Genomic DNA, 24,346 nt, shown 5'->3' on the forward strand with positions numbered 1-24,346 from the left:
TCGCACCAACACCCTTGCACGACCGTCGGCCCGAGACGTTCTGCCGCACATCAAGACCAAGCATAACTCGGTTCGACCGCCCAGCACGGAGCGCCGGACGAAGTCGAGATCGGCAAAGGTGATGAGAAGATCGTCCACTATCGTGCGGGGTTTAGACGTTGCGCGATGACGTTGACATAGGTCAGCATGTTGTCGCGATTTGGATTCCAAGATTGCAAGTGCCACGAAAACCAAGTGCCTCGCGGCTCACCCCCTGGGACCGGATTGGCATCGTTCGAGGCGGTTGGAGCGCCGCCGTCCACCAAGCGAACAGGCCCCGGTTCCAACCAGAAGCAATCCGGTTGTGCCGAAGGATATCCCGGTGGCAGCAGAAAAATGACGGTCCCTTTAGCGATGCTCCAACCTTCTGGAAGATCGAATTCCGGAATCTCAACCAATACAGCTCCGTTGGACATCGGGGTTCGACGCGCCAAGGGAAAATGCTGTTGGAGCGCCGCAAACTGCTTATCAATGATTTCCATGTCCAAATGTCGCCGGCGGCACTGCAAAAAAATGCTTGATCCGATCGTTCAGGGGCACTGTATCTGGGTCAGCGATCGGACGATCCGGCGTGTCTCCCTGCTCTTCCAAAAAAAGCTGATAATTCGCTTCGATCTTGGCGATCCGCTTAATGTCGGCCCCGGAGAGATAAGAATGCTCGGTCTCGTATTTCACCCCATCAACGAAAAAGTGGAATTCCTTTTCTTTTTTGTCGTTCATGATCTCCTACCTGCTCCGGTGCGGCCTCCCGACGAAGACCGATGCGCATGCTATCAGCTAGAACAAATAAAGAACAGTGTCAAGGTCTTCTCCCCTTGGATCTTGCAGCTAGGTGCCTGTCAGTTGCGCCGAGTTCGTGCGGCTCAACGTGACTGGCGGCTACCAGCGAGTGGCGAAACGCCGCCGCTTCGCGCGGGCCTAGCTGCGTCCTGGATCGCGGAAGCAATCTAAGCGGCTGCTTGCGGCGCCGCGCGCGGGTGAATTCTTCAAGCTTGCACGTCAACTATCCTCAATCCCGACGCGGGCATGACCGTTCCGAGCTGGAGTGCTACGCCATCACCACGCCCGCACCTCCAAGACAAACCAACGAATGAATGGCGTGAGTCGACAGGAGGTCTCGAGTGCCTCTAAGATGTAGGGAAGTAAGTTCGCGGAAGCCGCGTACGGGTGGGGCAGTGAACTTCCAGGTGACGGTTCTCAAGGTGCTGGTCAGCTATCCGGACGGGTTCGCCGTCCTGGAGGACATCAAGCGCGATATGGCGATTCTGGCCACCAGCGGACGGGACTGGGCCGAACGCACGAAGCGATTGGCGGCCCGCGTGCCTGACCTGGATATCTTCTCCCAACGTCTCATCGAGCGAAGGAACGGCGGCTGGCGCATCACTGATAAGGGACGCGAGGTTCTCGCGGTCATGGAGGCGCGGCCCGCACCAGCTCAGCCAATGGAGCTGCCTGATGCCCGCGCGGTCGAGGAGCCGGCGCCAGCCACGACACTGTCGCCGATGCCGTCGATCACGCCGGTTCGACGCCTGCGCAAACAAACCCGACGCCAAGCGTTGCGGCAGTTGCAACGTGCGAGAGCTCGCTCGTGAGCAAAGGACGGGCCTTGGCTCCAGCATCGAAGATGATTGATTCGTATAACCTTCATTATGTAATATCCGAAGTTGAGTTTGCATCAAATTGTGTAGTCTGAAGTTGGTCCCTAAGTACCTGCTGTCGTCGGTTGCGTAGTCGCGTGATCCCCGCTAGAAAAGTCATCTTCAGCAAGGGTGCTCACAATGGACGACTATTCGGACGACATAAGACGACCGTTGTGGCCGCGTATCGAAGTGTATGCTGGCGCAGGTCGCAAGCGTCGGCCGGATGTTGGTGCTGGACGCTGTAGCGGAACCGTTGGAACGTTCAAAGAAGTGTGGGCCTCAGAGGCAGGCCTCGCGCAAGAACCGGCTTTGCGCAAGCCCGCCATTTAACCGATGGCAGCATCATTAGCCGTGAACACGGCGTCTACGCCGGGAAGCTGCGCATGCGCCAGCGTCGTGCAGGCCGTGTTGCGGTCCAGGATCAGCCGACGTGGGTCAGTAAGGCCGCTCGCAACGGCGTTGTCGCGAAATCCGAGCCGGCGGCGGGTCGTGCGCGGGTCGGTGCCGTCGATGAACGCTAAGTTCTTGCGTCCTTGCGCGACGAAGTGCCGGGCGACGGTATCGCCCGCCTGGTAGTTATCGAAACCGACGACTGCATCGATTGGAGACGATGGCAGCTCCCGTGTTTCACCTACGGGACTGCGTGCATGCCGCAGCAGGCGAGCGCCCTCCTCCGTTGCGGGTGATCCGACCATGATGATCGCCTCCGGCCGCCGCGACAGCAGTGCAGTCAGCAGGCGATCCTGCGAGGGGAGAGTCGTAGCGCGACTGCGCGAGAATGACTGAGAATCCGAGCGGTTCGAGCACTGACAAAGGCGCCTGCGCATGCCGAGCGTCGATACAGACCACTGGAAGATCAGCCCTACGAAGCTCGTGCCACAGCCAACTCGCCATCGTCCCGGTCTCAAAACAAATGCGCTCGGCGTGTGGAGCTCGCTTGCGGAGCAGTGCCGTGAGCGCCCGGGGTCGGACTTGGCCTTTCCCTCTAACAAGACCTGACCGACCTCGTCGAGCACACACACTGACGTTTCATTCTGCGAGACATCCAGCCCAACATATTGCTTCATAGCCCCTCCGATTCGTAAGATGGTGGAGGGCTTGAAGATAGTGGACCTTTCGTGCCGCGGGCGCGACCGCAATTACGTCATCGTCTGCAATATTGCCCCCCTAAGCCGGGATCGCGCCCAACATTGACCCAGTTGGGCTGTTGCGCTGCCTGCTTTGGAATGAAGCAGGTGGTCGGCGATGCTGGTCATGGAGACGATTGCGCGAATACGGCGTGAGCACTTCATCAGAGGCAAGACGATCAAGGAGATCGCCTGTGACCCGAAGGTGTCGCGGAACACGGTCCGAAAGGTACTGAGGTCTGGGGAGACCTCCTTCGAGTTTGACCGCCAAGTGCAGCCGCGGCCAAAGCTGGGAGGATGGCCAGTAGAGCTTGACGGACTGCTCGCGGCGAACGATGCTAAACCGGCTCGTGAACAGCTGACGTTGATCCGGATCTTCGAAGACCTGCGCCGGCCGTGGTAACGCGGTTATAGTTCTGGAATTCAAGTAGAGGCATTCAACCGCTGCTCGCCTAAGCGACTGGCGCAATAGCCACCGTTAGCCTTCTTAGGAGAGCCAGTTCGGCCTCACCAGCGGCCGTGCGCCTAAGTACCAGCTTGGCAAGCTCTGTTCGATTGACGGGAGTTCGCATACTTGCAGGCAGCGCCGCCACCGCTTCATCATAGATCTTTCCCAACACCGAAAGAATTTCCGCATCGAAGACCTCACCTCGTACCTGCAACACTTGTACCAAATCTCCTGTCGAAACATCGCGCTGGCGACTCGCTGCAACAAAGCCTGCCTGACCTACTTACGCGGGCTGATCGTCCGCGTCGGCGAAAGGGTGCGCCCGACGCTCAGTTTGTCTCCTTCCAATCGCTGCGGCCAGACCGGACAGTCGCGCGCAAGCTGTCGCCGGCCAGCTTGTAGGCCCACGACCCCGATTACGGCCCACTGGCTTCGGATTTCCTGGTCTGACCAATGATGTCGCCACTCGGTACTCTACCGTTAAAGCCCCTAGATCCCAAGTCGAGCGGCCTGCGTTGACAGTTGCTCCGCCTCGGCAAGCCGATAGGGTGGGATGTCACTACGCACTGTGGCCAACAAGGACTTACAGAACGCAGGCGTGAGCTTGCCGCGGTGAATCACGACGTTTTCGCAGCCCGTCGCCGCCCGGGCGTTCTGCCACTGCTGATTATAGCCGCGTTGTTCGTTGGACTTGACGTGGCAAGCGGCGAAGTCGGCGTCATCCAGCGTCGCCAACTGGCCCGTATGTACCGGTCGCTTCGTATGGATGTGAACCCACATGGGGCTCGGCATTGCACCATTGCGCAGCGCCTTGGGTTGCAGCTTAACCTGAAACAGCACCCCTGGCTCGCCCTTTAACGCGCGCGGTAGATCGGCAGGCGCCAACTCCCCGGCCGCGCGCAACTGTTCAAGGTACTTCTGCGACGGAAAGCCGTAGGTCTTCATGCATTCAATCCTAGTCAATGCCCTTCGCTCGTCCAAAGTCTTGGCGAGCCCCTGCGCCTCGGCCCGCATCATCTTGAGTCGGACTAGCTTGCCATGCACCTCGGGCACTTGCGTTGGCGTGAGTAGGATACGTCGACCAGGCTCCGCGAGCGAACCCTCACAAGCCTGCATTTCGGCGGCCTGGGTCTGCAGGCGCTCGATCACGGCATCCACAACGTGGTCGGCGTCCTCGGGCTTCATTTGGCGGGCTTGCGAGACGGCCCGTTGCTGACCAGCCAGATCAAACTGCAAAAGTGCGTCCAACCGCTCGAGTAGGCGCGCCAGCGTCTCCATTGATGGCGGGGCCTGCCAGATCGCCAAGTGTGCCGTCGCCGAGGATGTCGCCCTCGCATGCGCCTCTTCCGCGCTCACGAGCTTCTTCGTACCCAGATCCGAGAGCACCACAACTTTGGCTGCTGGCGCCGTGGCTTTGTCGGTTGTAGCGATCTGCAGCTGCGTCCCGTCGCGTGCCGAACTCCCGGCGAGAGTGCTCGGTGTACGTTTGGCTTTACCCTTCCTGCGCGCAGAAGTGCCTTCGGCCGCTACAGCCTCTCGCGTAGCGTTGGCCGGCTTCGCAGCCCCTGCTTCGACCGCCGGTGAATTGATGGCCGACGTTTTGGGCTGTAGATCCAGCAGCCGCATAACGTCGTGTGCAGTGACCCACGCGCTTTCCACGATCTGATGCAACAGTTTCAATGGCAGGTCGTCACCGGTCCCCTGACCCCTTAGCTTTGAAACGAGGTTGTGCACTCCCAACGCAAATTCAGAAAGCCGCTCCATAACTCCTTCCAGGACCGCGCAGTGCGCCGCGTCGAGTGCGCGTCCTTGGCTCTGTAGAACTGCGTCCTTTGTCGATATGAATGCCGGAAAAACGTCATCGATGAAAGTGCCGAGCAGGCGAGCCCGTCCGTTCTCGGCCATGAGGATTTCCCTCGTGGCTGGGTCGAACGTGCTTTCGAGAGGCTCAATCATGATTTGTGCGAGAGCGACCTGCGATTGCAGATGCATGCACTTGGTGTGCAGTGCCCAACCGCTGTGCAGCCGCAGTGCGGCCTCGTCGGCCTGCCGCTTTTGGGCCGTTACATTGGGTAAATTAGCAGTAGCGGCGCAGACGCATTGCATCCGTTCCGAACGCAACGCCTTCTTTCCCCACCACTCCATGCAGTCCGCATAGCGGTTTGCTACGCCGGAAACCGCTCGGTTCAGTAGGTCAGAGGGAGTGTTGGATAGCATCCGTTGGAGCACGACGGTTGCACTTTTCCTGCTCTGCTCCAAGGCGTAGATGGTCGGGGTGGCCAGAGCGTTACATTGCTCCGCCGCATGGAGCACCTCGTCCCGGAGACCGCGAGCCTGATCGTCAGACAGAATCCTGCGCGCCTCGTGCTGGGGCAGGCTGGCGTAGTACTCCAGAACTTTTGAGCCGACCTGGATGAGCTTGTCGATCAGCTCTTGTGCCTCTGACGAGCTCCGCGCTTGCATGGCCGCCTTACTGCGAGCGCCAACTTCCGAGAGCAGGCTTTCCATTTGTCGCTTTGTTGCCTTGATCTCGTCACCCGTCGATGAAATGGGGACTGCCATATCCGAAGTTCGCGGCTGGCTGCCGACCAACGCCGCTCTATCCTGAGGCCAAGAGCGCATTCGCTCCACGATGGAATAGAAGGATTGGCCGCCCTCCCCAGCGGCGAGACTCGATTCTGAACGCAAACTGCTCGAGTCCCAAGTGCTGTCGGCTCCGGGAGCCCCAACGAGCGATTTGCCAGGCCGGCCAATACCCGTCATATTCTAACTCCGATCCAGGCGAGAACGTGAAGCCTAATTAGATAGACGGCTTGGCTGACGATCAGCTGACGAACGGCATTCTCCCGGACTCACCACGAAAATCAGAATCACCGTGCTTCCAATTCCATAGAAGATGCCTTGGTTTGAGGTTTCCGGTCTGCAGACACGCGTCCTGCTTTGCAACCAGGCCGTGGAGACGGAGCGCAACACTCCCCGCCCTAAAGCAGAGGCTGGTGGGCCCTCAGCAGGCGAGGTATCGGACGCGCACGCTGCAGAGCCGATGGTGCGATCACAGTCGGGCTGAATACGCAGAGCATTCGATTGACCTTCGCGGGCAGTTGGAAGCGATGATCTATCGGTGGTCCAGTCGCGGGAATACTGCCTTTGATAGCGCTAGTTCGGCGCAGAGACCGAGAGTGGCGCGAGTGCAGGAGACAGCCAGCGGGTCGTTTTACACGCAGGCGATTGATCTCAGTCAGCTTTCGTTGATTTGCACAACCTTCATTTTGGAATATCCGAAATCAGAGCTGCATCAAAATTGTGCTGCCTGAGGCCAGTCTATTTTTGAGGGCACTCGCAAGGGAGCACGCATCGACGAATGCGGTGAAACGATTCGCAAACAAGCTTACAGATGCTCCGCGTCCAGCTCGGCGAGATTCGCAAGCGCGTTGCCTCGCTTCTCATCACGCGTGCGCTTATAGGCGAATAGATCCTCTGCCCTAATCCTGCGATGACGCCCCACTGTCACGTGCTGAATTTCGTTCTTCTCTAGCAGAGAAACCAGAAACGGACGTGAGACATTTAGGATGTCGGCAGCTTGCTGTGTGGTCAACATCTCATGCACAGGCACAAGGGTCACCGCATCGCCGCGGCCGATGTGCCGAAGCAATTCCATTAAGAGGCTCGACAGGGCCGGCGACAAGGTTATCTCAGCAGCCTTTTGAGCATCGTCGAGCACGCGTAGCTTGGCATCCCCAGTCGCATGCGACGCGAGTATTTGACGAAGCTGGTTGGCTGCCGCCTTCTCGCTCGCGGAAGGCAGGCGAGTACCTCCCAGCTCTTCGGCGTAGGCTGGCATCGTAATCGTTGTTCTCCTCGGTACGGCATTGTATGTAGGCTATATTCGAAATAAACGCAACAAGTGAAATAAACGAAAATACTGAAGTTCCGGTTGGCTGGGGTCCCCTCCCCGGGGTCAAGTAGCTCAATGCAAGGTGAGACTTTCGGGGCCGCCCCGGATAAGCATGGAATGCTGCGGAACTGGCCCAGGACCGGGCAACCGCCCGGTGAAGTCCAGAAGTAATTCTGGGCAGAGCCTACGCATAGGGGGAAGGCTGTTTTATCAAGACTGATCTTTTTCCGTTCAGCCCCCCGGCCCTGCTCTCACATCCTAACAGGACCGACGGCTTCATCCGCAATGTGGCTCGGCTCTGACCCTCGATACGCATCCGAGGGTCGTGCAGTCGGAGCTTGCGCTCGTGCGCTTCTCGTTCCACGCCGATTAAACGGACCTAGCGAGGCATGGCTGGGGAGATCTTCATATTCTTTCAGCACCTGAGCCCAATCCGCCCCATTGGCGATGACATGGGTAGACAACGGCCAGCCGCGTCGCGGTCGGCTGCGTGGAGTATAACCTATAGCTGTTAGAACGGTCTATCTGGACCCTCAACTGATGCTCGCTTGGGCTGCTTGCGCTCTGGCTAATCGAATGACAGGAATAATGAAAGTAAGATCAACCGATGAAACGCCACGACGAACAAATGTCCAACAACGCGAGGACAACCGAACGGGCCTTCAGCGGCCCTCGTTCGGCGCTTCGGGTGATGGATATCCTGCAGGCGTTAGCGGCCGAACCGGAAGGTCTTACGCTGGCAAAGCTCAGTGACCGCCTAAAACTGCCGAAAACGAGCGTCTTCAGCCTCATGCGCGCGCTCGAAGGCGGGGGATATGCTCGCAGCGACAACGGCCACTACATTCTCGGCGATCAAGCGATCAAGCTTGGCGCGAGCCTGGCTCAGGCTCGATCGTTCCCGAAATGTGCGCGTCCCGTCCTGGAGCGGCTCGCACGAGAGACCGAGGAGACGATCCTGCTCGGTGTCCTCTCCGAGGAGGGCCACGAGATATCTTACGTCGATGTCATCGAATCGGAAAAGCCGCTGCGCTTTGCGGTCCGCATCGGCAACCGGCGGCCGCTGTATTGTACGGCCGCAGGAAAGGCGATGCTGGCATTCCTACCAGAGAATGTTCAGACGGCGTATCTGACCCAGACCAAGTTTGTAAAGTTCACGGACGACACATCCTCGAAAGAGGAACTCGTCGCCATGTTCCCCGAAATCCGTCACCGCGGCGTCGTTGTCGACGCTAATGGTATAATTGATGGCGCCACCGGCATCGCGAGCCCCTGTTTTGACGAGGCCGGCCTCGTCAGCTGCTCGGTGACGATCGCCGGCCCTACCGCGCGCCTGCTGCTTGCGCGCGAGCACATCGAGCGGCTGACCTTCAAGGCCGCCGAACAGATCTCGCAGATCCTCGGCTATCGCGGCCCATATCCGCCGGCAGAAGATTCTGCCGAGCGGGCCGACACCGGCAAGCGGCGCAAGAAATGACCTCGCGCCAGGGACGCCGTCCGGTCAGCCGTCAATCCAGAGAGTATCCCTGATTTCAGCGCCGGCGGCCTGCACGTTCTTGTCCATCTGCAGCAGCTCGAACAACGACGAGCCGGTCTTCAGACGGTCGCGCAGCTCGATCTCCTTCCGATTGCGCTCCCGTGCGCCCTTCACCGCACGCTCGAGCGAGCGCAGCGGAATCGCGAGCGCCCCGTCATCATCGGCGACGATCACGTCACCGGGATCCACACGTACGCCGTCGCAAACGATCGGCACGTTCACCGCGCCGGGGCCGCGCTTTTCGGGATGACTGGAGGAGATCGACGTCGACCAGGTCAGCGAGCCGAGCTCACGCAGCGCAGCGACATCCCGGGCCGGACCATCGACAATGATGCCCGCAATCCCCTTCTGCTTGGCGAAGGTCGCGGCCACGTCGCCCCACAACGAGCCGTGCGCGCCACCGCCGTTGACGAGGACGAGCACCTGGCCTCGCTGCGCGACGTTGAGGGCGGCATGGATCATGAGGTTGTCGCCAGGGAAATTATACGACGTGACGGCTTGGCCCGCGATCCGCTGGCCTGGCGCGATCGGCCGCATGCGCGAGCTCATGAGCTGCATGCGCCCCTCGACCGGGCCGAGTGCCTCGTGCAAATCGGAGACCGGATATTTTGCGACCTCGGCCAGGAGGTCTGCCGGGCATTGCGGAATGCGCTTGTAGATGACGGACTGCATGTTTCCTCTTTCTGTAAGCGTTCTTCACGTACGAAGGGTTTTCAAGTTGCCCGGAGCCGCATCCTCGGGTGCTCACACGAGCCGCATCTGCCAACGGTCATGATCGAGCATTGCATCAGCCAAATCCGTACAGAGCCGCCGGATTTCGAACCATGATCTTGGTCAGGACGGTTTCGTCGCACCACGAATAAAGCGCCGAAAGGAGATCTGTCGCGTCAGGGGTCGGTCCATGCGTTGCGGCATGCGGCCAGTCGGTCGCCCACAGCAGACGATCCGGTGCCTCAGCCAATAAGGCTTCGACGAGCGGCTCGAGCTCGTCATAAGCCGGTGCAGCGGTATTCATGTGATACGGCGCCGAAATCTTCGTCCAGCAATTGCCCGATCGGAGCAGCCGAAGGAGAGCCTGAAAAGCAGGTTGTTCCGTTCCCTTTTGGGCGTCGGGATCGGCCAGGTGATCGATCACGAAGGGGCACGGCAATTTTTGCAGCCGGTCCTCAAGCGCGACGATGGAGCGACCGTCGAGCATCAGCGCGACATGCCAGCCCCATCGCCGAATCCGGGATGCAATTCGCTCCAGCTGTGCGAGCGGCAAGCTGCCTGGCCGGGTCGCAATGAACCTCACGCCTCTCGCGCCCTTGTGGTGTAGCTCGTCGAGTTCTTCGTCCGAGACATCGGGATCGACGACGACAACTGCACGTGTTTCCACGCCTGCGATTTCGCGCATCGCATCGAGCTGCCGGCTGTTATCCGATCCATAGACGCTGGCCTGGACGATGACGGCACGATCGATGCCAAGCCGCTCGGCCAACGCCATATAGGCTGCGGGTGTTGCAGCAGGCGGCGCGTAGGTCAGCTCGGTCCGATAGGGATATCGGGCCTCCGGGCCGAAGACATGGAAATGGGTATCGGTCCGTCCCGGCATGGTCTTGAAACTTGCTTGAGAACTCCGGGTCACCGTTCTTCTTTCTTCTTGGCACGACATCGTCGAGACCTTCGACCGCGGCAGACGGTCCGGAGCCTCACTTCCCGATCAGATTTGGCAGCGCGTGCGTAAACCAGGGGACATAGGCGATGAGCAGCACGCCGAGACAGAGCACAACGAGGTACGGCACCATCGATCGCGACGCCTGGTCGATGTCCGCGCGTACGACAGCGCAAGCGATATAGAAGCCGATGCCGACAGGCGGCATGAAGACGCCTACGCCGATCGACAGGATGATTACCATCGCATAATGAATGGAATCGATGCCGAGTTGATTGGCGATCGGCATCAGGACGGGTGCGAGGATGATGATCGCCGGCAACCCCTCCAGCAAGGCCCCGACGATGATGATCAGGGCGATCGAACCCAGGAGAAACAGCAACTTGCTGTTGCCGAGCAGCGCGACGACCTGGCTCAGATGCGCGTTCAGCCCGGCGGCGGTCAACACCCAGCCGAATGCGCCCGCGGCCGCGACGATGAACAGAACCATCCCTGTCAGCCGTCCGGCTTCAATCAGGATTCTGGCGCATGCCCTGAGCGTGAGCGCGCGATAGAACACGGATGCGAGGACAAGCCCATACAGCACGGCGATCGAGGACACTTCGGTCGGTGTGGCGAAGCCGAACTTGATGCCGAGGATCATGATGACCGGCATGCCGAGCGGCAGCAACGCGTCCGTGCCGGCCCTGGCTCGCTCTCCGGCGGTCGCTTTGGGATTGGCGGACAAACCGCTGTTGCGGGCGGAAACATAGATCAGCAGCATGAGCATCACGGCAATCACTGCCGCGGGTATCAGACCGGCGACGAACAGCGTGCCGATCGAAACCGGTGTCACCGTTCCGAGGATCAGCATCGCGATGCTCGGCGGGATCGTCTCGGACATTGCGGCCGATGCCGCCAGCGCCGCGGCGGATTCCTGGGGCTTGTAGCCCGTTCTTTCAAGCTCTCGCCGCATGACGGATCCTACGGCGACCACGTCGGCCGCTTTCGATCCGGAGATACCCGACACGAGATAGGTCGTGATCACCACCACCTGGAGCAGACCGCCACGGAAATGGCCGACCAGCGACATCGCAAAGCGCACGAAGCGCACGCTGATTCCGCCCTGATCCATGATACCGCCGGCGAGGATGAAGAACGGTAACGCCAGCAGGATGAAGTTGCTGTTGGCGTCGATCATGCTCTGCGCGATCGCGACCAGTGGAATGTCGTTGGCCAGGAGGTAGATCAGCGAGCCCGCCATCAGTGCGAAGCCGATCGGCATGCCGATGCCGATCATGGCGAACAGCACGATCAAGAGCGCCACCAGCGAATATCGCGAGCTGAAAGTCTGTGTGAAGAGGCTGGCATCGGCGAACAGGCAGCCGGCAAGCACGGTAGCGGCGGCAAGCGCGACCAGGAGCGGTCGCCCGCGCTTTGCCAAGAGCCGCTCGGCGGCGGTCAGGGCGATCAGCAGCAGCCCGAGCCCGAGCGGCACGACCAGGGTGGCGGTCGGCCAACCCGTGATCGGCAGATGCTCGTCGAGACGGACCATGAACAGCGAGGCGCTGCCCCGGAGGATGGATATCGCCGTCACCAGCACCCCAAGGTCGACCACGCAGCCCAGGACCTGTCGCCAGTGCGGGGTCAAACGCTTTGTGATGACCTCGATCGAGGCATGTTCGGCGCGCCGATAGGCGATGGCGCCGCCCATGAAGGCAATCACGCTCAGCGACAATTTTGCGGTTTCGTCCACCGACAGGATGGAGAACGGCGTCACCTCGCGAATCAGCACGGAGAGCAGCGTGATGGCCAGCTGCAACGCCAGCGCGATCGCCACCATGATCTCGGCGATGGCACCGAGACCAAAGCGCGACAGAGCGTGGCTGTGCCCTGAAGCCGGAACATCACAGACCTGCTCGGTCATCCCTCGGCGGCTTTCAGCAGTTTGTCGATGAGCTGCTCGCCCATCGACGTGCGGAACTGAGCGAACACGGGCTCGACCTTTTGCCTGAACGGCGCGTAGTCGACGGGGTTGAACTGGATGCCGGCATCTTGGCAGGTTTTCTTGGCCGCGGCGGAGGCCTCGACGATCGACTTGCGGGTGTCGTTGCCGAACCGCAGCGCTTCCTCACGCAGGACCTTCAGGTGCGTCGGATCGAGCTTGTCGAGCTTGAACTTCGAGCCGAGCAGCGCCATCGCGTTGTAGGTGTGATTGGTTTCGGAAACGAATTTCGTCACCTCGTGCAGCTTGGTCGCGACGACGGAGAGCAGCGGGAATTCGTAGCCGTCGATCGTGTTCTGCGTCAGCGCCAGATACATCTCGGAAACGTCGAGCGACACGGGCTGGGCGTTGAATGCCTTGGCCATCGCGACGAAGACCGGGCTTTGCTGGATCCTGAACTTCATCCCGGAAAGGTCGTCGGGAGCTCGCACGACCTTTCTGGTGGTCTCCACCACCCGCCAGCCATTGGTGCTCCAGGCCAGGCCATAGACATTCTTCGGCGCGAGGCTGGCGAAGATCATCTGGCCGATCTCGCCATCGGTCACCCTTTCGCCGCTGCGCGCGTCGCGGAACAGGAACGGCAGATCGAGCACCTGCATCATTGGGAAGATGGAGGAGAGGAATCCCGCGGTGTGGTACACGAGATCGACCGTCCCGGTCGCAACGCCGGTCGCGATGCTGACACTGGAGCCAAGCTGTCCGCCGGCGAAGATATCGATCTTGACAGCGCCATTGGTGCGTTCGCCTACCCGGCCCGCAAAGGCTTCCGCCATCTTGTGGTTGGGATGGAGGTTGCTGTCGGGATGAGCGAATTTCAGGGTGACCGCCCCCTGCCCCCGCGCGATGTTCGGCGCGAAAAGACCAAGGGCCGGCGCGCCGATGCCCGCGAGCAGCGTCGTCTTCACGAACGCTCTCCGAGTGTGATTCATTGTCACGATCTCCTCCCTGCTCGTAACGATACTCGTTGGAACGCGGCCAACTCGCGTGGCCGTTGCCGTTCAGTTCAGCAAATTTTCGCGGAACGTCTCGCCCTCATATGCGGTGCGGAACACACCTCGTTTCTGCAGAATTGGGATCACCTGGTCAACGAATTCCTCGACGCTGGAGGGCGTGGTCGTCGGCGTGATATTGAAACCGTGGCACCCGGTCTCCCGCCAGATCGTCTCGAGCTGATCGGCAACCTGCTCCGGTGTTCCGATCAGTTGCGGCATGCCGACCGCAAGGCCCCAGCGTACCGCCGCCTCGCGCAGCGTGAAGCGGCGATTCTCGAACGAGGCCGACATGGCCTTCATCAGACCCTGCGATGCCTGCGTCTTCTGCTCCTCGAGCGGCAGATCGAGCTCGACTTGGCTGAAATCCACCCCGAGCGAACCGGACAAGCGGCTCAGCGCGGCCTCAAGCGGAATGCGCGCGGCGAATTCGTCGAGCCGGCGCCTCGCCTCCGCCTCGGAGCTTCCGAGAATCGGCTGCACGCCGAACGTCACCTTGGGCGCGGCCGCGCTCCCCGATGCTGCGCCGAGCTCCTGCATGAAGGTTTTCATGCCGCCCAGATGCGGTTGAATGGAGAACACCACGTCGGCGTGCTTCTGCGCGAAGCGCTGGCCGCGGCCGGAGGATCCGGCCTGGAACAGCACCGGATGGCCCTGCCGCGACGGCAAAGCCGGCGGCACCGTATGGCAGCGGAAATACTCGCCCTCGTGATTGATGATGTCCACCTTGGCCGGATCAGCATAGACGCCTGTCGTCCTGTCGGCCTGGACCGCGCCCTCGCGCACCCCGCTCCAGAGCGCACGACAGACTTCCATATATTCATCGGCGCGATCGTAGCGCTGGTCGTGATCGAGTTGATTGAGACCGAGTGCACGGTACTCGCCGCGCAGATGGCCAGTGACGATGTTCCAGCCGACCCGACCGCCGCTCATATAGTCGAGCGTCGAGAGCGAGCGGACCGCCTGATAGGGATGATTGGCCGAAATGGAGAGCGTCACCGCAAGGCCGAGCCGATCGGTGGCGGCGGCGAGTGCACTCAGCAGAACGACCGGATCGTGCGGCGGCCAGCACACGCCGTAGCGCACCGCCTCGTCGGAACGCTCCTTGTAGCGGTCGAACACACCCGGCGTATCCGCGAAGAACAGCCCATCGAACAGGCCGCGCTCATAGGTCTGCGCAAGCCTCTGCCAGCGCTTCAGGCTTCCCATCGCCTCGAGACGCTGATCGGCGGGATCCGACCAGCTCAGGATCGTGTGATTGATAGGCGAGTTGATCAGAAACCCGATCAAGTGCATGCCGCCACGCATGAAGTCGCTCCCTCCGAAAAGCCGAGCCGCATCGCGCTGGCGCGACGCCCCGGTTTTTCCTTGCGTTCTCATTTCGGAACGTTATCCTTATATAAGAATAGATAGCCAATCACCACGGCTGTCAAGCCGGTTGCGCTCACGTGTCGTCACGGAATGCGCGGCTTAACGAGACGCGGATTAACTCCGCGCACGGGAGAACTCGACGATGTATGCAGCACCGCCAAGCGTGGAGGCGCGCGTCTTCACTGCAATCCCCGAGCATCTGTTCAAGAGCGGCCAGCGCTCGGAATGGGCTGAGGTGCAGTTTCACGGCGCACCGACGCCGACCTTTCTCGAAGGCCCATCCTTTGACCGCAATGACGATCTCTGGGTCGTCGACATTCCTTGGGGCCGCCTGTTGCGCATCACGCCGAACGGTGAGGTCAGTGTTGGCGCGGAGTACGACGGTGAGCCGAACGGCCTGAAGTTTCACAGGGACGGGCGCGGCTTCATCACCGACCACAAGCAGGGCATCATGGTGTTCGACCCGGCCACGGGTCGCGTCGAGCCCTTCCTGGAGCGCTCGCTGTTGCAGCGATTCAAGGGCGTCAATGATCTCGTGTTCGCCTCGAACGGCGACATGTACTTCACCGATCAGGGGCAGACCGGATTGCATGATCCGAGCGGCCGCCTCTATCGATTGCGACCCAGTGGCCAGCTCGATTGCGTGCTCGACCGGATTCCGAGCCCGAATGGCCTCGTGCTCAACAAGGCCGAGACGATGCTGTTTCTGGCGGTGACGCGCGCCAATGCGATCTGGCGGGTGCCGCTGATGCGCGACGGCACCGCAAGCAAGGTTGGCACCTTCATCCAGCTTTCCGGAGGTGGCGGCCCCGATGGCCTTGCGATCGACGAGGACGACAATATCGCGATCTGTCACGTCGGCCTCGGCGCCACCTGGCTGTTCAGCGCGCTCGGAGAACCGATGCTGCGCATCAAGTCTCCGAAGGGACTTCTCACCACCAATTGCGCCTATGGCGGTCCGGATCGGCGGACACTCTTCATCACGGAATCGAAGAGCGGTACGATCCTCGCAGCGGAAATGCCGGTGGCGGGACGGCCGATGTACTCCCACGCTGCGTGATCAGGATATTCGCAGCAACCTCCGAGCGACTGACCAGAAGGCCGAGTGCACGCCATGCAGCAGTTCTCCCCGACCATCGCGGCCGTCGACAGCGGCGATCCCAAGGCAGATCCGGCCGCGTTTCGGCGCTGCCTCGGCCAATTCGGGACCGGCGTGACCGTCGTCACCGCCGCTCACGGTGACGAGCTCGTCGGAATGACGGCGAACTCGTTCTCCTCGGTCTCGCTCGATCCACCGCTCGTGCTGTGGTCGGCCAAGCGAACGAGCCAGAGCTTCCCGACCTTCAAGGTCGCCACGCATTTCGCCGTAAACATTCTATCCAGCGACCAGATCGCTCTCTCAAATCATTTTGGCCGCTCGGGCGGCGACAAGTTCGGGGGCGTCTCCTGGAAGCGCGGCATCGGCGGCGCACCGCTGCTCGAGGGAACGCTGTGCAGCTTCGAATGCCGCAAGGCGGCCGAATATCCCGGCGGCGATCATCTGATCATGCTGGGTGAAGTCGAACGCTTCGTGCGCCACGACCGCGGCCCGCTACTGTTTGCGCAAGGACGCTATTGCATGGCCGCCGACTTCGCCGATCCCACCGACCTGTCGAAGGCGACCGGACAGGCGCACGCCGGCGGCCCGATGAATGAGTTCATGACGGCGCTGATGTATCGTGCCCATGGCGTGCTCTCGGCAGCGCTCGACGAGGGTCGCCATGCCGAAGGTCTCAGCGTCCTGCAGAGCCGGTTGATGGCCGCGATCGAAACGTTGCCGGGACGCACGCTCGCGAGCTTGCTGCCTGAATTGTTTCTCGGGCTCAACGCCGCGGAGAGCACCGTGAACGAGCTAGTGCGCATGGGCCTCGTCGAGGCCGACGCTAGCGGCGGCTTGACACTCACGGCCATGGGACGCGACCGCAACCACGCACTACACGCGCGCGCCCGCGCAATCGAGGCAAAGGAACTGTCCGGCATTTCGCCCGGCGAGATCGCGAGTTGCCGGCACGTTCTCGACAAGCTCGTTCGCCGCGCACCGACGGCATAGTAAGAACCAAGGCCGACGACGAAGGAACAATGGTAATGAAGAAACGTATCGCAATCGTCGGCGCCGGCGCTGTCGGCAGCTATCTCGGCGGCCATTTGGCGCGCACCGGCAACGACGTCACGCTGATCGATCCCTGGCCCGAGCACATCGAGACGATCCGCCAACGCGGGCTGCATCTGTCCGGCATGAGGGATGAGGAAACCTGCATCGTTTCGGTCCCGACGATGCACCTCACCGAGGTGCAGAGCCTTTCGAGGCAGCGGCCGATCGATATCGCGATCATCTCCAGCAAATCCTACGATACCGAATGGTGCACGACCCTCATCAGGCCGTATCTCTCGCCGCAGGGCTACGTCGTCTCGGCGCAGAATTCGATCAACGAGGAGATCATCGCCGGCGTCGTCGGATGGGGACGCACGGTCGGCTGCATCGTCGGCAATAATTTCGCCGTCGATCTCTATGAACCGGGCTGCGTCCGTCGCACCATGCCGCGCGACTTCGAGACCAAATCGATTCTCGTCGGTGAGGTCCATGGGCGCGTGACGCCGCGCGTGAAGGAGCTGCACGCCCTGTTTACCCCGATCGACGGCTCTGGCGTCACTACCAATCTGTGGGGCGTGCGCTGGTCGAAGCTCTGCGTCAACGGCATGCGCAACGGCGTCAGCGCCGCGACCGGCATGAGCGGAAACGAACGCGACGCCCATCCCGTGATCCGCCGCCTCGTCATCCGCCTCGGCGGCGAAGCGATCCGGACCGGCCAGTCGCTCGGCCTCGACCTCGAGCACATCACGGGCATCGAGCCGAACCTGCTACGCTCGGCATCCGAAGGCGACGCCACGGCGCTGGCCGAGGTCGAGCGGCACATGCAGAAGGGAACCGGTTCGCAGGCGCGCAGCAATTTGCAGCGTCCCTCGATGGCACAGGATATCCAGAAGGGGCGGCGCACCGAGATCGGTGAGATCAACGGCTTCATCGTCCGCAAGGCGAAGGAGGCCGGCTGCGCAGCGCCGGCGCATGAGCGGATCGTCGATATCGTCCGCAAGGTCGAACGCGGCGAGGTTACCCCGCGCCCGGAGCTGCTGTTCGAGATTTGAGATAGAAAGCCGGGCGATGGAGACGATCAACATGCTGCTGCCGCCGCTCGAAGCGTGGGTCGCAACCATCTTCGCGCGGGCCGGACTCGGCGAAGATGACGCGAGGCTGGCAGCCCGTCGTCTGCTGCTCGCCGACATCACGGGCGTACGGACCCATGGCATCGCGCGTCTGCCCTCGTATTGGCGCCAGCTCGCGCGCCGCGGCTTGAACCCGAGGCCGGATATCAAATGCGGCTGGCATGGCACGGTGTTGGTAATCGACGCCGATCTTGGGCTTGGACAAATCGTTGGCCCCAAGGCGTTGGCACTGGCGATGGATGCGCTTGGCCCGACCCGACCGTTCGTCCCCTTTTTGATCCGCAACGCCGGACATCTTGGCGCAGTCGGCTCGCATCTGCTCGACGTCGCCGAAAGCGGCAGGGTCGGCTTCCTGTCGCAGGTGACCCAGCCGGTGATGGCTCCCGGGGGCGCAACGCGGCCGGCAATCGGTAACAATCCCATTGCATTTGCAGCGCCGAGGCCGGACGGACCACCGCTGCTGATCGACTTCGCGATGAGCAATGTCGCGCGCGGCAAGATCCACGTCGCCCTACGCGATGGCCTGCCGATCCCGGAAGGCTGGGCGATCGACGCGGAGGGCCGGCCGACGACCGACCCGACCGCGGCGCTCGCCGGCTCGATCCTACCGGCCGCCGGTCACAAGGGACTCGCGCTGGCGATGATCGTGGAAGTGCTTGCGGGAGTGCTGACCGGGGCAAGGCCCCTGTTGTCGGAAGGCGGCGCCCCGGGCGGCGTCGGCGCCTTCGGCTTCGTGTTCGATCCGGCGGCGCTCATCGGCAAAGATGCTTTCGATCAGAACATGCAGGCTTGGACGCAGCGCTATCTCGCAGCGGTCGGAGGAAATGGCCGCATTCCCGGCGAGCGCGCGGCAGAACTGCGCGCGCAAGCGGACCAGGTCGGGATCGCGATCGAGCGCAATCTCTTCGAACAACTTGCCGAACTCGGTCGAGAAGGCGGAGCGGTACTTCCAGCTTAGTTCAATCGTTCGCAGGTGAGCTCCGAGGTGCGGTTTGTGGTGGCCGTCTCGTGCGCTGGCGGCGCCGGTGGGAGGACGCGACCGATGAGGGACGTGGCGGTCGTTACGGGCGCAGGGCGTGGAATCGGTCGTGCAATCGCCGACGCGCTCGGTAAGGCCAATTTCACCGTCGCCCACGTGAGTCCCGAGGATCTGGAGCAGGAGCCAATTCCGGCTCCCGACCGGTATTATAGATACGATGTTTTCCGAGATCGGGAAACGATGCGTTGCTGGCCCGGATTGCGGGAGAGCTCGGCGAGCCACCTGCCTGGTCAACAATGCTAGCGTAAGCTCACTGCAGCACTGCAGCGCGGGGATATCCTCGACCTTGAGCCGGAAAGCTACGATCGGACGCTGGACATCAACCTTCGTGCCGGCTTTTTCCTCACACAGTGTTTTGCGAGGAGGTGCCTGGGCCTCGTCGAAAGGCGCCCGGGATCGGTGATCTTCATCGGCTCGGCGAATGCAGAGATCATCGGCGAAAACAGGGCCGACTGTTGTATCAGCAAGGCGGGCGTTGGAATGACACCCGGCCTGACGTCGTAGATGGTGATAGGCTCGGAAGCCAGTCGTGAGGCGAACAGCTTCGTCATCATTCGCACCGAGATGACAGCCGCGGCGAAGGATCGTTATGACGATTTGATCGCCACCGGCGGCATTCCAATGGCGCGCTGGGGCCTGAAGAGATCGGCCGGGCCGTGACCCTCCCTGTTCGCGGAGAGATCCCTTATGCGATCGGCATTCATATCGACGTTGGCGGTGGCCAACAGCTCTCCCGCCTTTGAACTTGAGCTTGCAGTCTTGCGTCCGGTCGAGTTCAGAGCAGAGCGCGTCAGGCGTCAGCGATTCGCGAGGCGATATCCTCGAGCGGACGCCGGCTGAAATCCTTCGCGAGCTGGATTTTGAGCAGTCCGAGCTTCGCAGTCTTCGAGTGCTGATTTGATGGTCGGTGGTGCCAAGAAGCCTATGTCTCGCCCCAGCCGGGCGGGAGCGGCTGGTCCAACCCCGCAGGCAGCTCGGTTCCCGCGCCACCCAAGTGGGTGATGGTCTAGCGGGGTAGTTCGGCGATCTCACCGCCGCGGTCTCCCGGGCTCACTCTATGTCTGGGCGCAAGTCACATCGTTGCGCGAGTTCCTGCCGCATCGGGCCGCAACGCCTCGCTCAGGGGAAGCCATGGCCGCTTGCTAGTCGGTCAATCAATCTATCTAACATCTTGTCGCAGCGGTCAATCTGGTCAATTTCGATAAACTCATCCGGCTTGTGACCCTGCTGCATCGACCCCGGTCCGCAAACGATCGTTGGAACCCCCAGTCTCTGCAAAAACAGGCCGGCTTCCGTTCCGAATGGCACCTTCACCACGTTGGCGTCACCGGTGAGAGACTTGACAAGATGGACGACCGGGGCGTCGCAGGCGATATTGAGCCCGGGATAACTGTTGACTACATCAATATTTATAGCGGCTTCGGACGCGATGGTCCTTGCGCCATTGGCGATTTCACTCGCTCTAGTTCGCAGCCTACTCAATATCTCCTCAGGTATCTCCGCTGCGACATTCCTGATCTCGAACTCTAACTCGCATCGGCTCGGCACAATATTGAGCATTCCCCCCGATTTAATCGTGCCGACGTGAAGCGTTGTATACGGAATTTCGTAGCTCGCATCCCGCGCGCCCTCGTCGCACAACTTAGCTTGCTCTCTGCGGATGGCTTCGACAAATTCGCAACCCAAATGGATCGCGTTTATCCCGGTAGGCGCCAATGCGGAATGGCATTCCCGGCCAACGCAAGTAACGCGAGCCGCAACCTTGCCTTTGTGTCCGATTGCAACGTTCATATTTGTTGGCTCACCAACGATACAGAAAGATTGCCGTTGCAGCTCATTCACCATCGAGTCAAGCAGACCTCGCACTCCTACACAGCCAATCTCTTCATCATATGATAGTGCCAGGTAGAGAGGCGCATTTAAGCGTGTCTTCGACGCCTTAAGCGCGGCGGAAATGGCACAGCCCACAAAGCCTTTCATGTCTGCAGTTCCACGACCATACAGCTTACCGTCTTGTCGTGTGGCGCTAAATGGCGGTTTGGTCCAGCTCTGATCATCGGCCGTAACGACGTCCGTATGACCTGAGAGAATTGCGCCTGGCCGATCATCGGGTCCGATCGTAGCCAGCAAACTCGCTTTTCGCCCGTCCTGCGAATAGACAAGACGGCAGGTCACGCCGTTTTCGCGAAGCAGCTGAACGACAAAGTCAATCAAATTGAGGTTTGATTCCTGGCTGACGGTCGGAAACGCAACCAACCTCTGAATAATGGCGATGCTGTCCATCTGTATTTTGCTCAGTTTTCCAGTTCTTCTGAGGTTCGTAGCGTTCGCTCGTCGCCAGACTACAGCGTCATCATGGTTGTCCGAGACAGCATCAGATCTCCGCTATGAAAGGTCGATACAAAATTAACCCCAATCTGCCCGACATTTGCCAATGCCCACAATTCAGGGGTCTTCTGTCAACATCCGCGGGTTTGCGTAGACTGCTGACTTGAAGCGTATAGCTCAATCTACTCTGTGCTCTGGCACCGCGTCATGAAGACGATCAAGGGAGCGGTGCGGCCAATGGCGAGCGCTCGTCGGAGCGCTATTCGTCACCCGGGACGCCGAACGAAGGAGCCGCTCGTGGATCAAGCGCGCGCTTCACGTAGGCGTTAAGTTGGGGTTTGTAGACCTTCCAGGCAGAAACGAGCAGTTCGATCGGACACTCTTGTGTCCAGTCGCAGCGCAGGTCCACGACTGGCCAACTGACTTGGTCAACAAGCTTCATGCCGGCTGAGTGTAACGGACCGGCCTCCCCGCCGGCGGCCAACCCGGCTCTTAGTGACGCAATCAGGCGGTCACCAAGATGCCCTGACGAACCAATGAATGCATCGACAATTGCGTGCGGTACTCCGTCATTTGCTAGGAGATTGCCGCCGGCCGCGACATTTTCTCCGCTCGTCTGAGCCCATATGCCTAGTGAATTGGGCCCTGAATAAACAGCGGCATTTCCGTCGCGGTCAACTGCCAGTAGCTGGCGATACTCGATAAATCGACTACGTTGTTTCACTTCTTCGACGGCTTCCCACGCGGACATGCCGCTCTCCATCGCATCCAAGGCCAATGGTCCTAGCGAGGGATCAGTTACGTTCTGCGAAGCGACCGCGCCGACACCAGCTCGCGCGAATGAACACCTTGAAGCGACAGCCGGAGATGAAGACGAAATCGCTACGCCGAACATTCCAGTCTGGTCGCACCGAGCAACTAGGGAAAACGTCATACGCTCACTCGGGTATCACCGCTGTGGCGTCGATTTCAACAAGCCACTCAGGTCGCGCCAACGCTTGGACAACAAGTCCTGTGGACACGGGATGCACGCCCTTTATGTACTGACCCATCGTTCGATAAACGGCCTCCCGATGCCGCACGTCGGTAAGGTAAACGACAACCTTGACCAAATGTTCAATCTTACCGCCACTTTCTTCGATGAGTTGCTTAATATTCTGCATCACCTTATGCGTCTGCTCGACAGGATCATGGCTGTCGATGTTGACGGCGTCATTCAAGCTCTGGGGGCACTGGCCCCGTAGCCAAATAATTTTTCCGCCGCTAGTCACCACTGCCTGACATAGATCATTGTCGAGCTTCTGCTCCGGATAAGTGTGTTTCGTATTGAATTTCCGAATCCGCCTATGAGCCACTTCTTGCTCCTTCTTACGTGTCAGCACCCGCAACCCCAACTGGTGAACTGTTTCGCCAAAAAACTTAGGGGCCTCCCGTCGCTTTTCGTGGATCAACTTTCTCCGATTTTACGACGTGATGTTCCAGGTAACGCCGCCGAGTAGAGATACGATCAGCAATATATTTAGCGTCATGCCAGACACCCCAGATAAAAGCGGACCCTCGCCTAGATTGCCAAGGCAAGCCCACAAAGTAGACGCCCGGCTCCGAGGATACCCCACGTTGGTGTTCGGGTTTTCCGGCCTCGTCGAAGGCCTTGACCTTAAGCCAGCTGTAGTCCGACGAAAAGCCCGTCGCCCAGATGATCGTATTCACGCCGGCAGTCTTTAGATTGAGCTCACGCTGCGGATTCATTAGGCAGTCCGGGTCCGGGAGTAACCTGCGCGCTTCAGGCTCCTCCGGAAGTGCAAGTCCATTCCGCCTAACGTATTCATCGGCCTCATCCAACAGAGTGAAGAGCGAGGCGTCACCCATCGCGACATTCTTCGCGAGATCACTGGCAAACGTTACGTTGCCTGCCTCGAACGCTTCAGTTGAGCCAACAAGCATCATTCCGTCTGCGGCGAGCTTCCTGAAGTCGACCGTGTATCCCCCACGGGCCCCACTGACGGAGATCGTTACGTGCTCGGTACCGCGAACTCTTGCTTCATTATCCCACTTTCCCAAGACGCCGAGCCACCAGCAGAAGTCGTAGCCGCGGTAGGAGCGCGGGGGGCGTTCGTGGGGGCCCACGGAGAGATAGACCTTCCGATCAGAGCGCAGAAGTTCGTCTGCGATCTGGCTTCCGGAAGATCCTGCGCCAACAACCAACACGGCCCCTCTAGGCAACTGCTCCGGGTTTCGGTAGTCGCTCGAGTGAATTTGGACGACTCCAATGTCCTGCGGTACTACTTGAGGTATTGTCGGAATCTGGAATGGACCGATCGCTGCAACTACGTTATTTGCCTCCAACGTCCCTTGCGAGGTTTCCACTCGAAAGCCCAATCGTCCCTCGTTCCGTTGTACGGCCGTAACCTCCACCCCACAGCGCACCGGCGCGGCAATCTTCTTTGCGTAGGCAACGAAATAGTCCGCGATCTCCTCCTTACCCGGGAACGCATCAGGGTGCGTCTGAAATGTTAGGCCGGGGAAACGGTCATGCCACGCGGGACCATTAGCCACCAGCGAGTCCCACCGGGCTGTTCGCCATCTCTCCGCGATCCGGTGCCTTTCCAAGACGACGTGAGGAATACCAGCCGAAGTCAGATGTTCACTCATAGCCAGCCCTGCCTGACCGGCTCCGATCACGATCGTATCTACTACTTCTAATGACATCTCTGTATCCATTTCTAATTCGATTGAGTGATCGCGTCGAACATGGAGGAAATCCGGTTCGAGAGTTTGGAGGCGAGCATGATCATGTGGGATTATGTCGGAGCGCTTAGGCCTGCATCTATGCGCCGCAGAAGCTGTTCTGAAACTGAGCGCGGAGTTGCAACATGATGGCATCATACCGCTATGGAATTAGCGACTATCCGTGCGCTTGATACAACCGCCATCCCATTCAGGTTGTGGCCATTGCGGCTCGCCGGCGCTAATAAGGCTCGATGTGAACCATTGCGGGTTCGGGCAAATACATCACGGAATCCGACCAGGCCGTCCC

23 protein-coding genes and 1 pseudogene are annotated in these 24,346 nt (G+C 60.4%); 10 read left to right on the forward strand and 14 right to left on the reverse strand.

From position 1 onward, the window contains the following. Positions 1-137: 137 nt before the first annotated feature. Entirely contained in the window at positions 138-521 is a 384-nt protein-coding gene (locus XH83_RS36705; protein ID WP_082847948.1) for an E2/UBC family protein, read from the reverse strand. Continuing rightward, positions 508-759, reverse strand: coding sequence for a multiubiquitin domain-containing protein (locus XH83_RS36710; protein ID WP_042336969.1), 252 nt, complete (start codon positions 757-759; stop codon positions 508-510). Before XH83_RS36710 ends, XH83_RS36705 begins: the two co-directional genes overlap by 14 nt. Before the next feature lie 455 nt (positions 760-1,214). Here XH83_RS36710 and XH83_RS36715 point away from each other — a divergent pair, with 455 nt between their 5' ends. Further along, positions 1,215-1,631 (forward strand): hypothetical protein, encoded by a 417-nt coding sequence (locus tag XH83_RS36715; protein WP_128929560.1) that lies wholly within the window; start codon positions 1,215-1,217, stop codon positions 1,629-1,631. A gap of 374 nt (positions 1,632-2,005) precedes the next feature. On the opposite strand, the gene XH83_RS36720 is transcribed toward XH83_RS36715, so the two are convergent. Further along, positions 2,006-2,746 (reverse strand): hypothetical protein, encoded by a 741-nt coding sequence (locus XH83_RS36720; RefSeq protein ID WP_232995572.1) that lies wholly within the window; start codon positions 2,744-2,746, stop codon positions 2,006-2,008. 178 nt (positions 2,747-2,924) lie between these two features. Here XH83_RS36720 and XH83_RS36730 point away from each other — a divergent pair. After that, a pseudogene (locus tag XH83_RS36730) lies at positions 2,925-3,197 on the forward strand (IS21 family transposase); the annotation flags it as partial. A gap of 546 nt (positions 3,198-3,743) precedes the next feature. Here the strand turns inward: XH83_RS36730 and XH83_RS36735 are convergent. Continuing rightward, complete coding sequence (locus tag XH83_RS36735; RefSeq protein WP_128929558.1) at positions 3,744-6,017, reverse strand: hypothetical protein; 2,274 nt, start codon at positions 6,015-6,017, stop codon at positions 3,744-3,746. 625 nt (positions 6,018-6,642) lie between these two features. Beyond that, on the reverse strand, positions 6,643-7,101 hold the full coding sequence (locus tag XH83_RS36740) for a helix-turn-helix domain-containing protein (RefSeq protein WP_128929557.1): 459 nt from the start codon (positions 7,099-7,101) through the stop codon (positions 6,643-6,645). 655 nt (positions 7,102-7,756) lie between these two features. On the opposite strand from XH83_RS36740, the gene XH83_RS36745 reads away from it, so the two are divergent. Then, positions 7,757-8,623 carry an IclR family transcriptional regulator gene (locus XH83_RS36745; protein WP_128929556.1) on the forward strand — a complete coding sequence of 289 codons (867 nt, stop codon included), beginning with the start codon at positions 7,757-7,759 and terminating at the stop codon, positions 8,621-8,623. A 24-nt stretch (positions 8,624-8,647) separates the two neighbouring features. On the opposite strand, the gene XH83_RS36750 is transcribed toward XH83_RS36745, so the two are convergent. From XH83_RS36750 to XH83_RS36770, 5 genes are all read right to left on the reverse strand, one after another. Next, positions 8,648-9,355, reverse strand: coding sequence for an RraA family protein (locus XH83_RS36750; protein WP_128929555.1), 708 nt, complete (start codon positions 9,353-9,355; stop codon positions 8,648-8,650). 115 nt (positions 9,356-9,470) lie between these two features. Further along, positions 9,471-10,277, reverse strand: a complete 807-nt coding sequence (locus tag XH83_RS36755; protein ID WP_164935742.1) for an amidohydrolase family protein — start codon at positions 10,275-10,277, stop codon at positions 9,471-9,473. A 97-nt stretch (positions 10,278-10,374) separates the two neighbouring features. Further along, on the reverse strand, positions 10,375-12,243 hold the full coding sequence (locus XH83_RS36760) for a TRAP transporter large permease subunit (RefSeq protein WP_128929553.1): 1,869 nt from the start codon (positions 12,241-12,243) through the stop codon (positions 10,375-10,377). Then, on the reverse strand, positions 12,240-13,226 hold the full coding sequence (locus tag XH83_RS36765) for a TRAP transporter substrate-binding protein (RefSeq protein WP_164934238.1): 987 nt from the start codon (positions 13,224-13,226) through the stop codon (positions 12,240-12,242). Before XH83_RS36765 ends, XH83_RS36760 begins: the two co-directional genes overlap by 4 nt. A gap of 93 nt (positions 13,227-13,319) precedes the next feature. Next, positions 13,320-14,618 (reverse strand): NtaA/DmoA family FMN-dependent monooxygenase, encoded by a 1,299-nt coding sequence (locus XH83_RS36770; RefSeq protein ID WP_128929551.1) that lies wholly within the window; start codon positions 14,616-14,618, stop codon positions 13,320-13,322. Between the two features lie 205 nt (positions 14,619-14,823). Here XH83_RS36770 and XH83_RS36775 point away from each other — a divergent pair, with 205 nt between their 5' ends. The 7 genes from XH83_RS36775 (at position 14,824) to XH83_RS36805 (ending at position 19,641) form a co-directional block, all read left to right on the forward strand. Beyond that, positions 14,824-15,741 carry an SMP-30/gluconolactonase/LRE family protein gene (locus XH83_RS36775; protein ID WP_128929550.1) on the forward strand — a complete coding sequence of 306 codons (918 nt, stop codon included), beginning with the start codon at positions 14,824-14,826 and terminating at the stop codon, positions 15,739-15,741. A 54-nt stretch (positions 15,742-15,795) separates the two neighbouring features. After that, a complete protein-coding gene (locus tag XH83_RS36780) occupies positions 15,796-16,770 on the forward strand; it encodes a flavin reductase (RefSeq protein ID WP_128929549.1) in 975 nt (324 codons plus the stop codon). A 35-nt stretch (positions 16,771-16,805) separates the two neighbouring features. Then, positions 16,806-17,864, forward strand: coding sequence for a ketopantoate reductase family protein (locus XH83_RS36785; protein WP_164934239.1), 1,059 nt, complete (start codon positions 16,806-16,808; stop codon positions 17,862-17,864). Positions 17,865-17,895: 31 nt separating this feature from the next. Continuing rightward, a complete protein-coding gene (locus tag XH83_RS36790; RefSeq protein WP_164934240.1) occupies positions 17,896-18,900 on the forward strand; it encodes an Ldh family oxidoreductase in 1,005 nt (334 codons plus the stop codon). 84 nt (positions 18,901-18,984) lie between these two features. Continuing rightward, positions 18,985-19,224, forward strand: a complete 240-nt coding sequence (locus XH83_RS40515) for an SDR family NAD(P)-dependent oxidoreductase (protein ID WP_128929546.1) — start codon at positions 18,985-18,987, stop codon at positions 19,222-19,224. A 75-nt stretch (positions 19,225-19,299) separates the two neighbouring features. Then, complete coding sequence (locus XH83_RS40520) at positions 19,300-19,485, forward strand: hypothetical protein (RefSeq protein ID WP_367401020.1); 186 nt, start codon at positions 19,300-19,302, stop codon at positions 19,483-19,485. Next, complete coding sequence (locus XH83_RS36805; protein WP_164934241.1) at positions 19,486-19,641, forward strand: hypothetical protein; 156 nt, start codon at positions 19,486-19,488, stop codon at positions 19,639-19,641. A gap of 459 nt (positions 19,642-20,100) precedes the next feature. Here XH83_RS36805 and argE read toward each other — a convergent pair whose 3' ends face one another. The 4 genes from argE to XH83_RS36825 form a co-directional block, all read right to left on the reverse strand. Then, entirely contained in the window at positions 20,101-21,264 is a 1,164-nt protein-coding gene (argE, locus tag XH83_RS36810; RefSeq protein WP_128955170.1) for an acetylornithine deacetylase, read from the reverse strand. 304 nt (positions 21,265-21,568) lie between these two features. Further along, entirely contained in the window at positions 21,569-22,243 is a 675-nt protein-coding gene (locus XH83_RS36815; RefSeq protein WP_128929544.1) for a DUF1028 domain-containing protein, read from the reverse strand. Between the two features lie 4 nt (positions 22,244-22,247). After that, positions 22,248-22,664 carry a RidA family protein gene (locus tag XH83_RS36820; RefSeq protein WP_128930145.1) on the reverse strand — a complete coding sequence of 139 codons (417 nt, stop codon included), beginning with the start codon at positions 22,662-22,664 and terminating at the stop codon, positions 22,248-22,250. 64 nt (positions 22,665-22,728) lie between these two features. Next, complete coding sequence (locus tag XH83_RS36825; protein WP_128930144.1) at positions 22,729-24,018, reverse strand: NAD(P)/FAD-dependent oxidoreductase; 1,290 nt, start codon at positions 24,016-24,018, stop codon at positions 22,729-22,731. Positions 24,019-24,346 lie beyond the last annotated feature (328 nt).

The sequence above is a fragment of the Bradyrhizobium sp. CCBAU 53351 genome (assembly GCF_015291745.1).
Classification (GTDB): Bacteria; Pseudomonadota; Alphaproteobacteria; order Rhizobiales; family Xanthobacteraceae; genus Bradyrhizobium.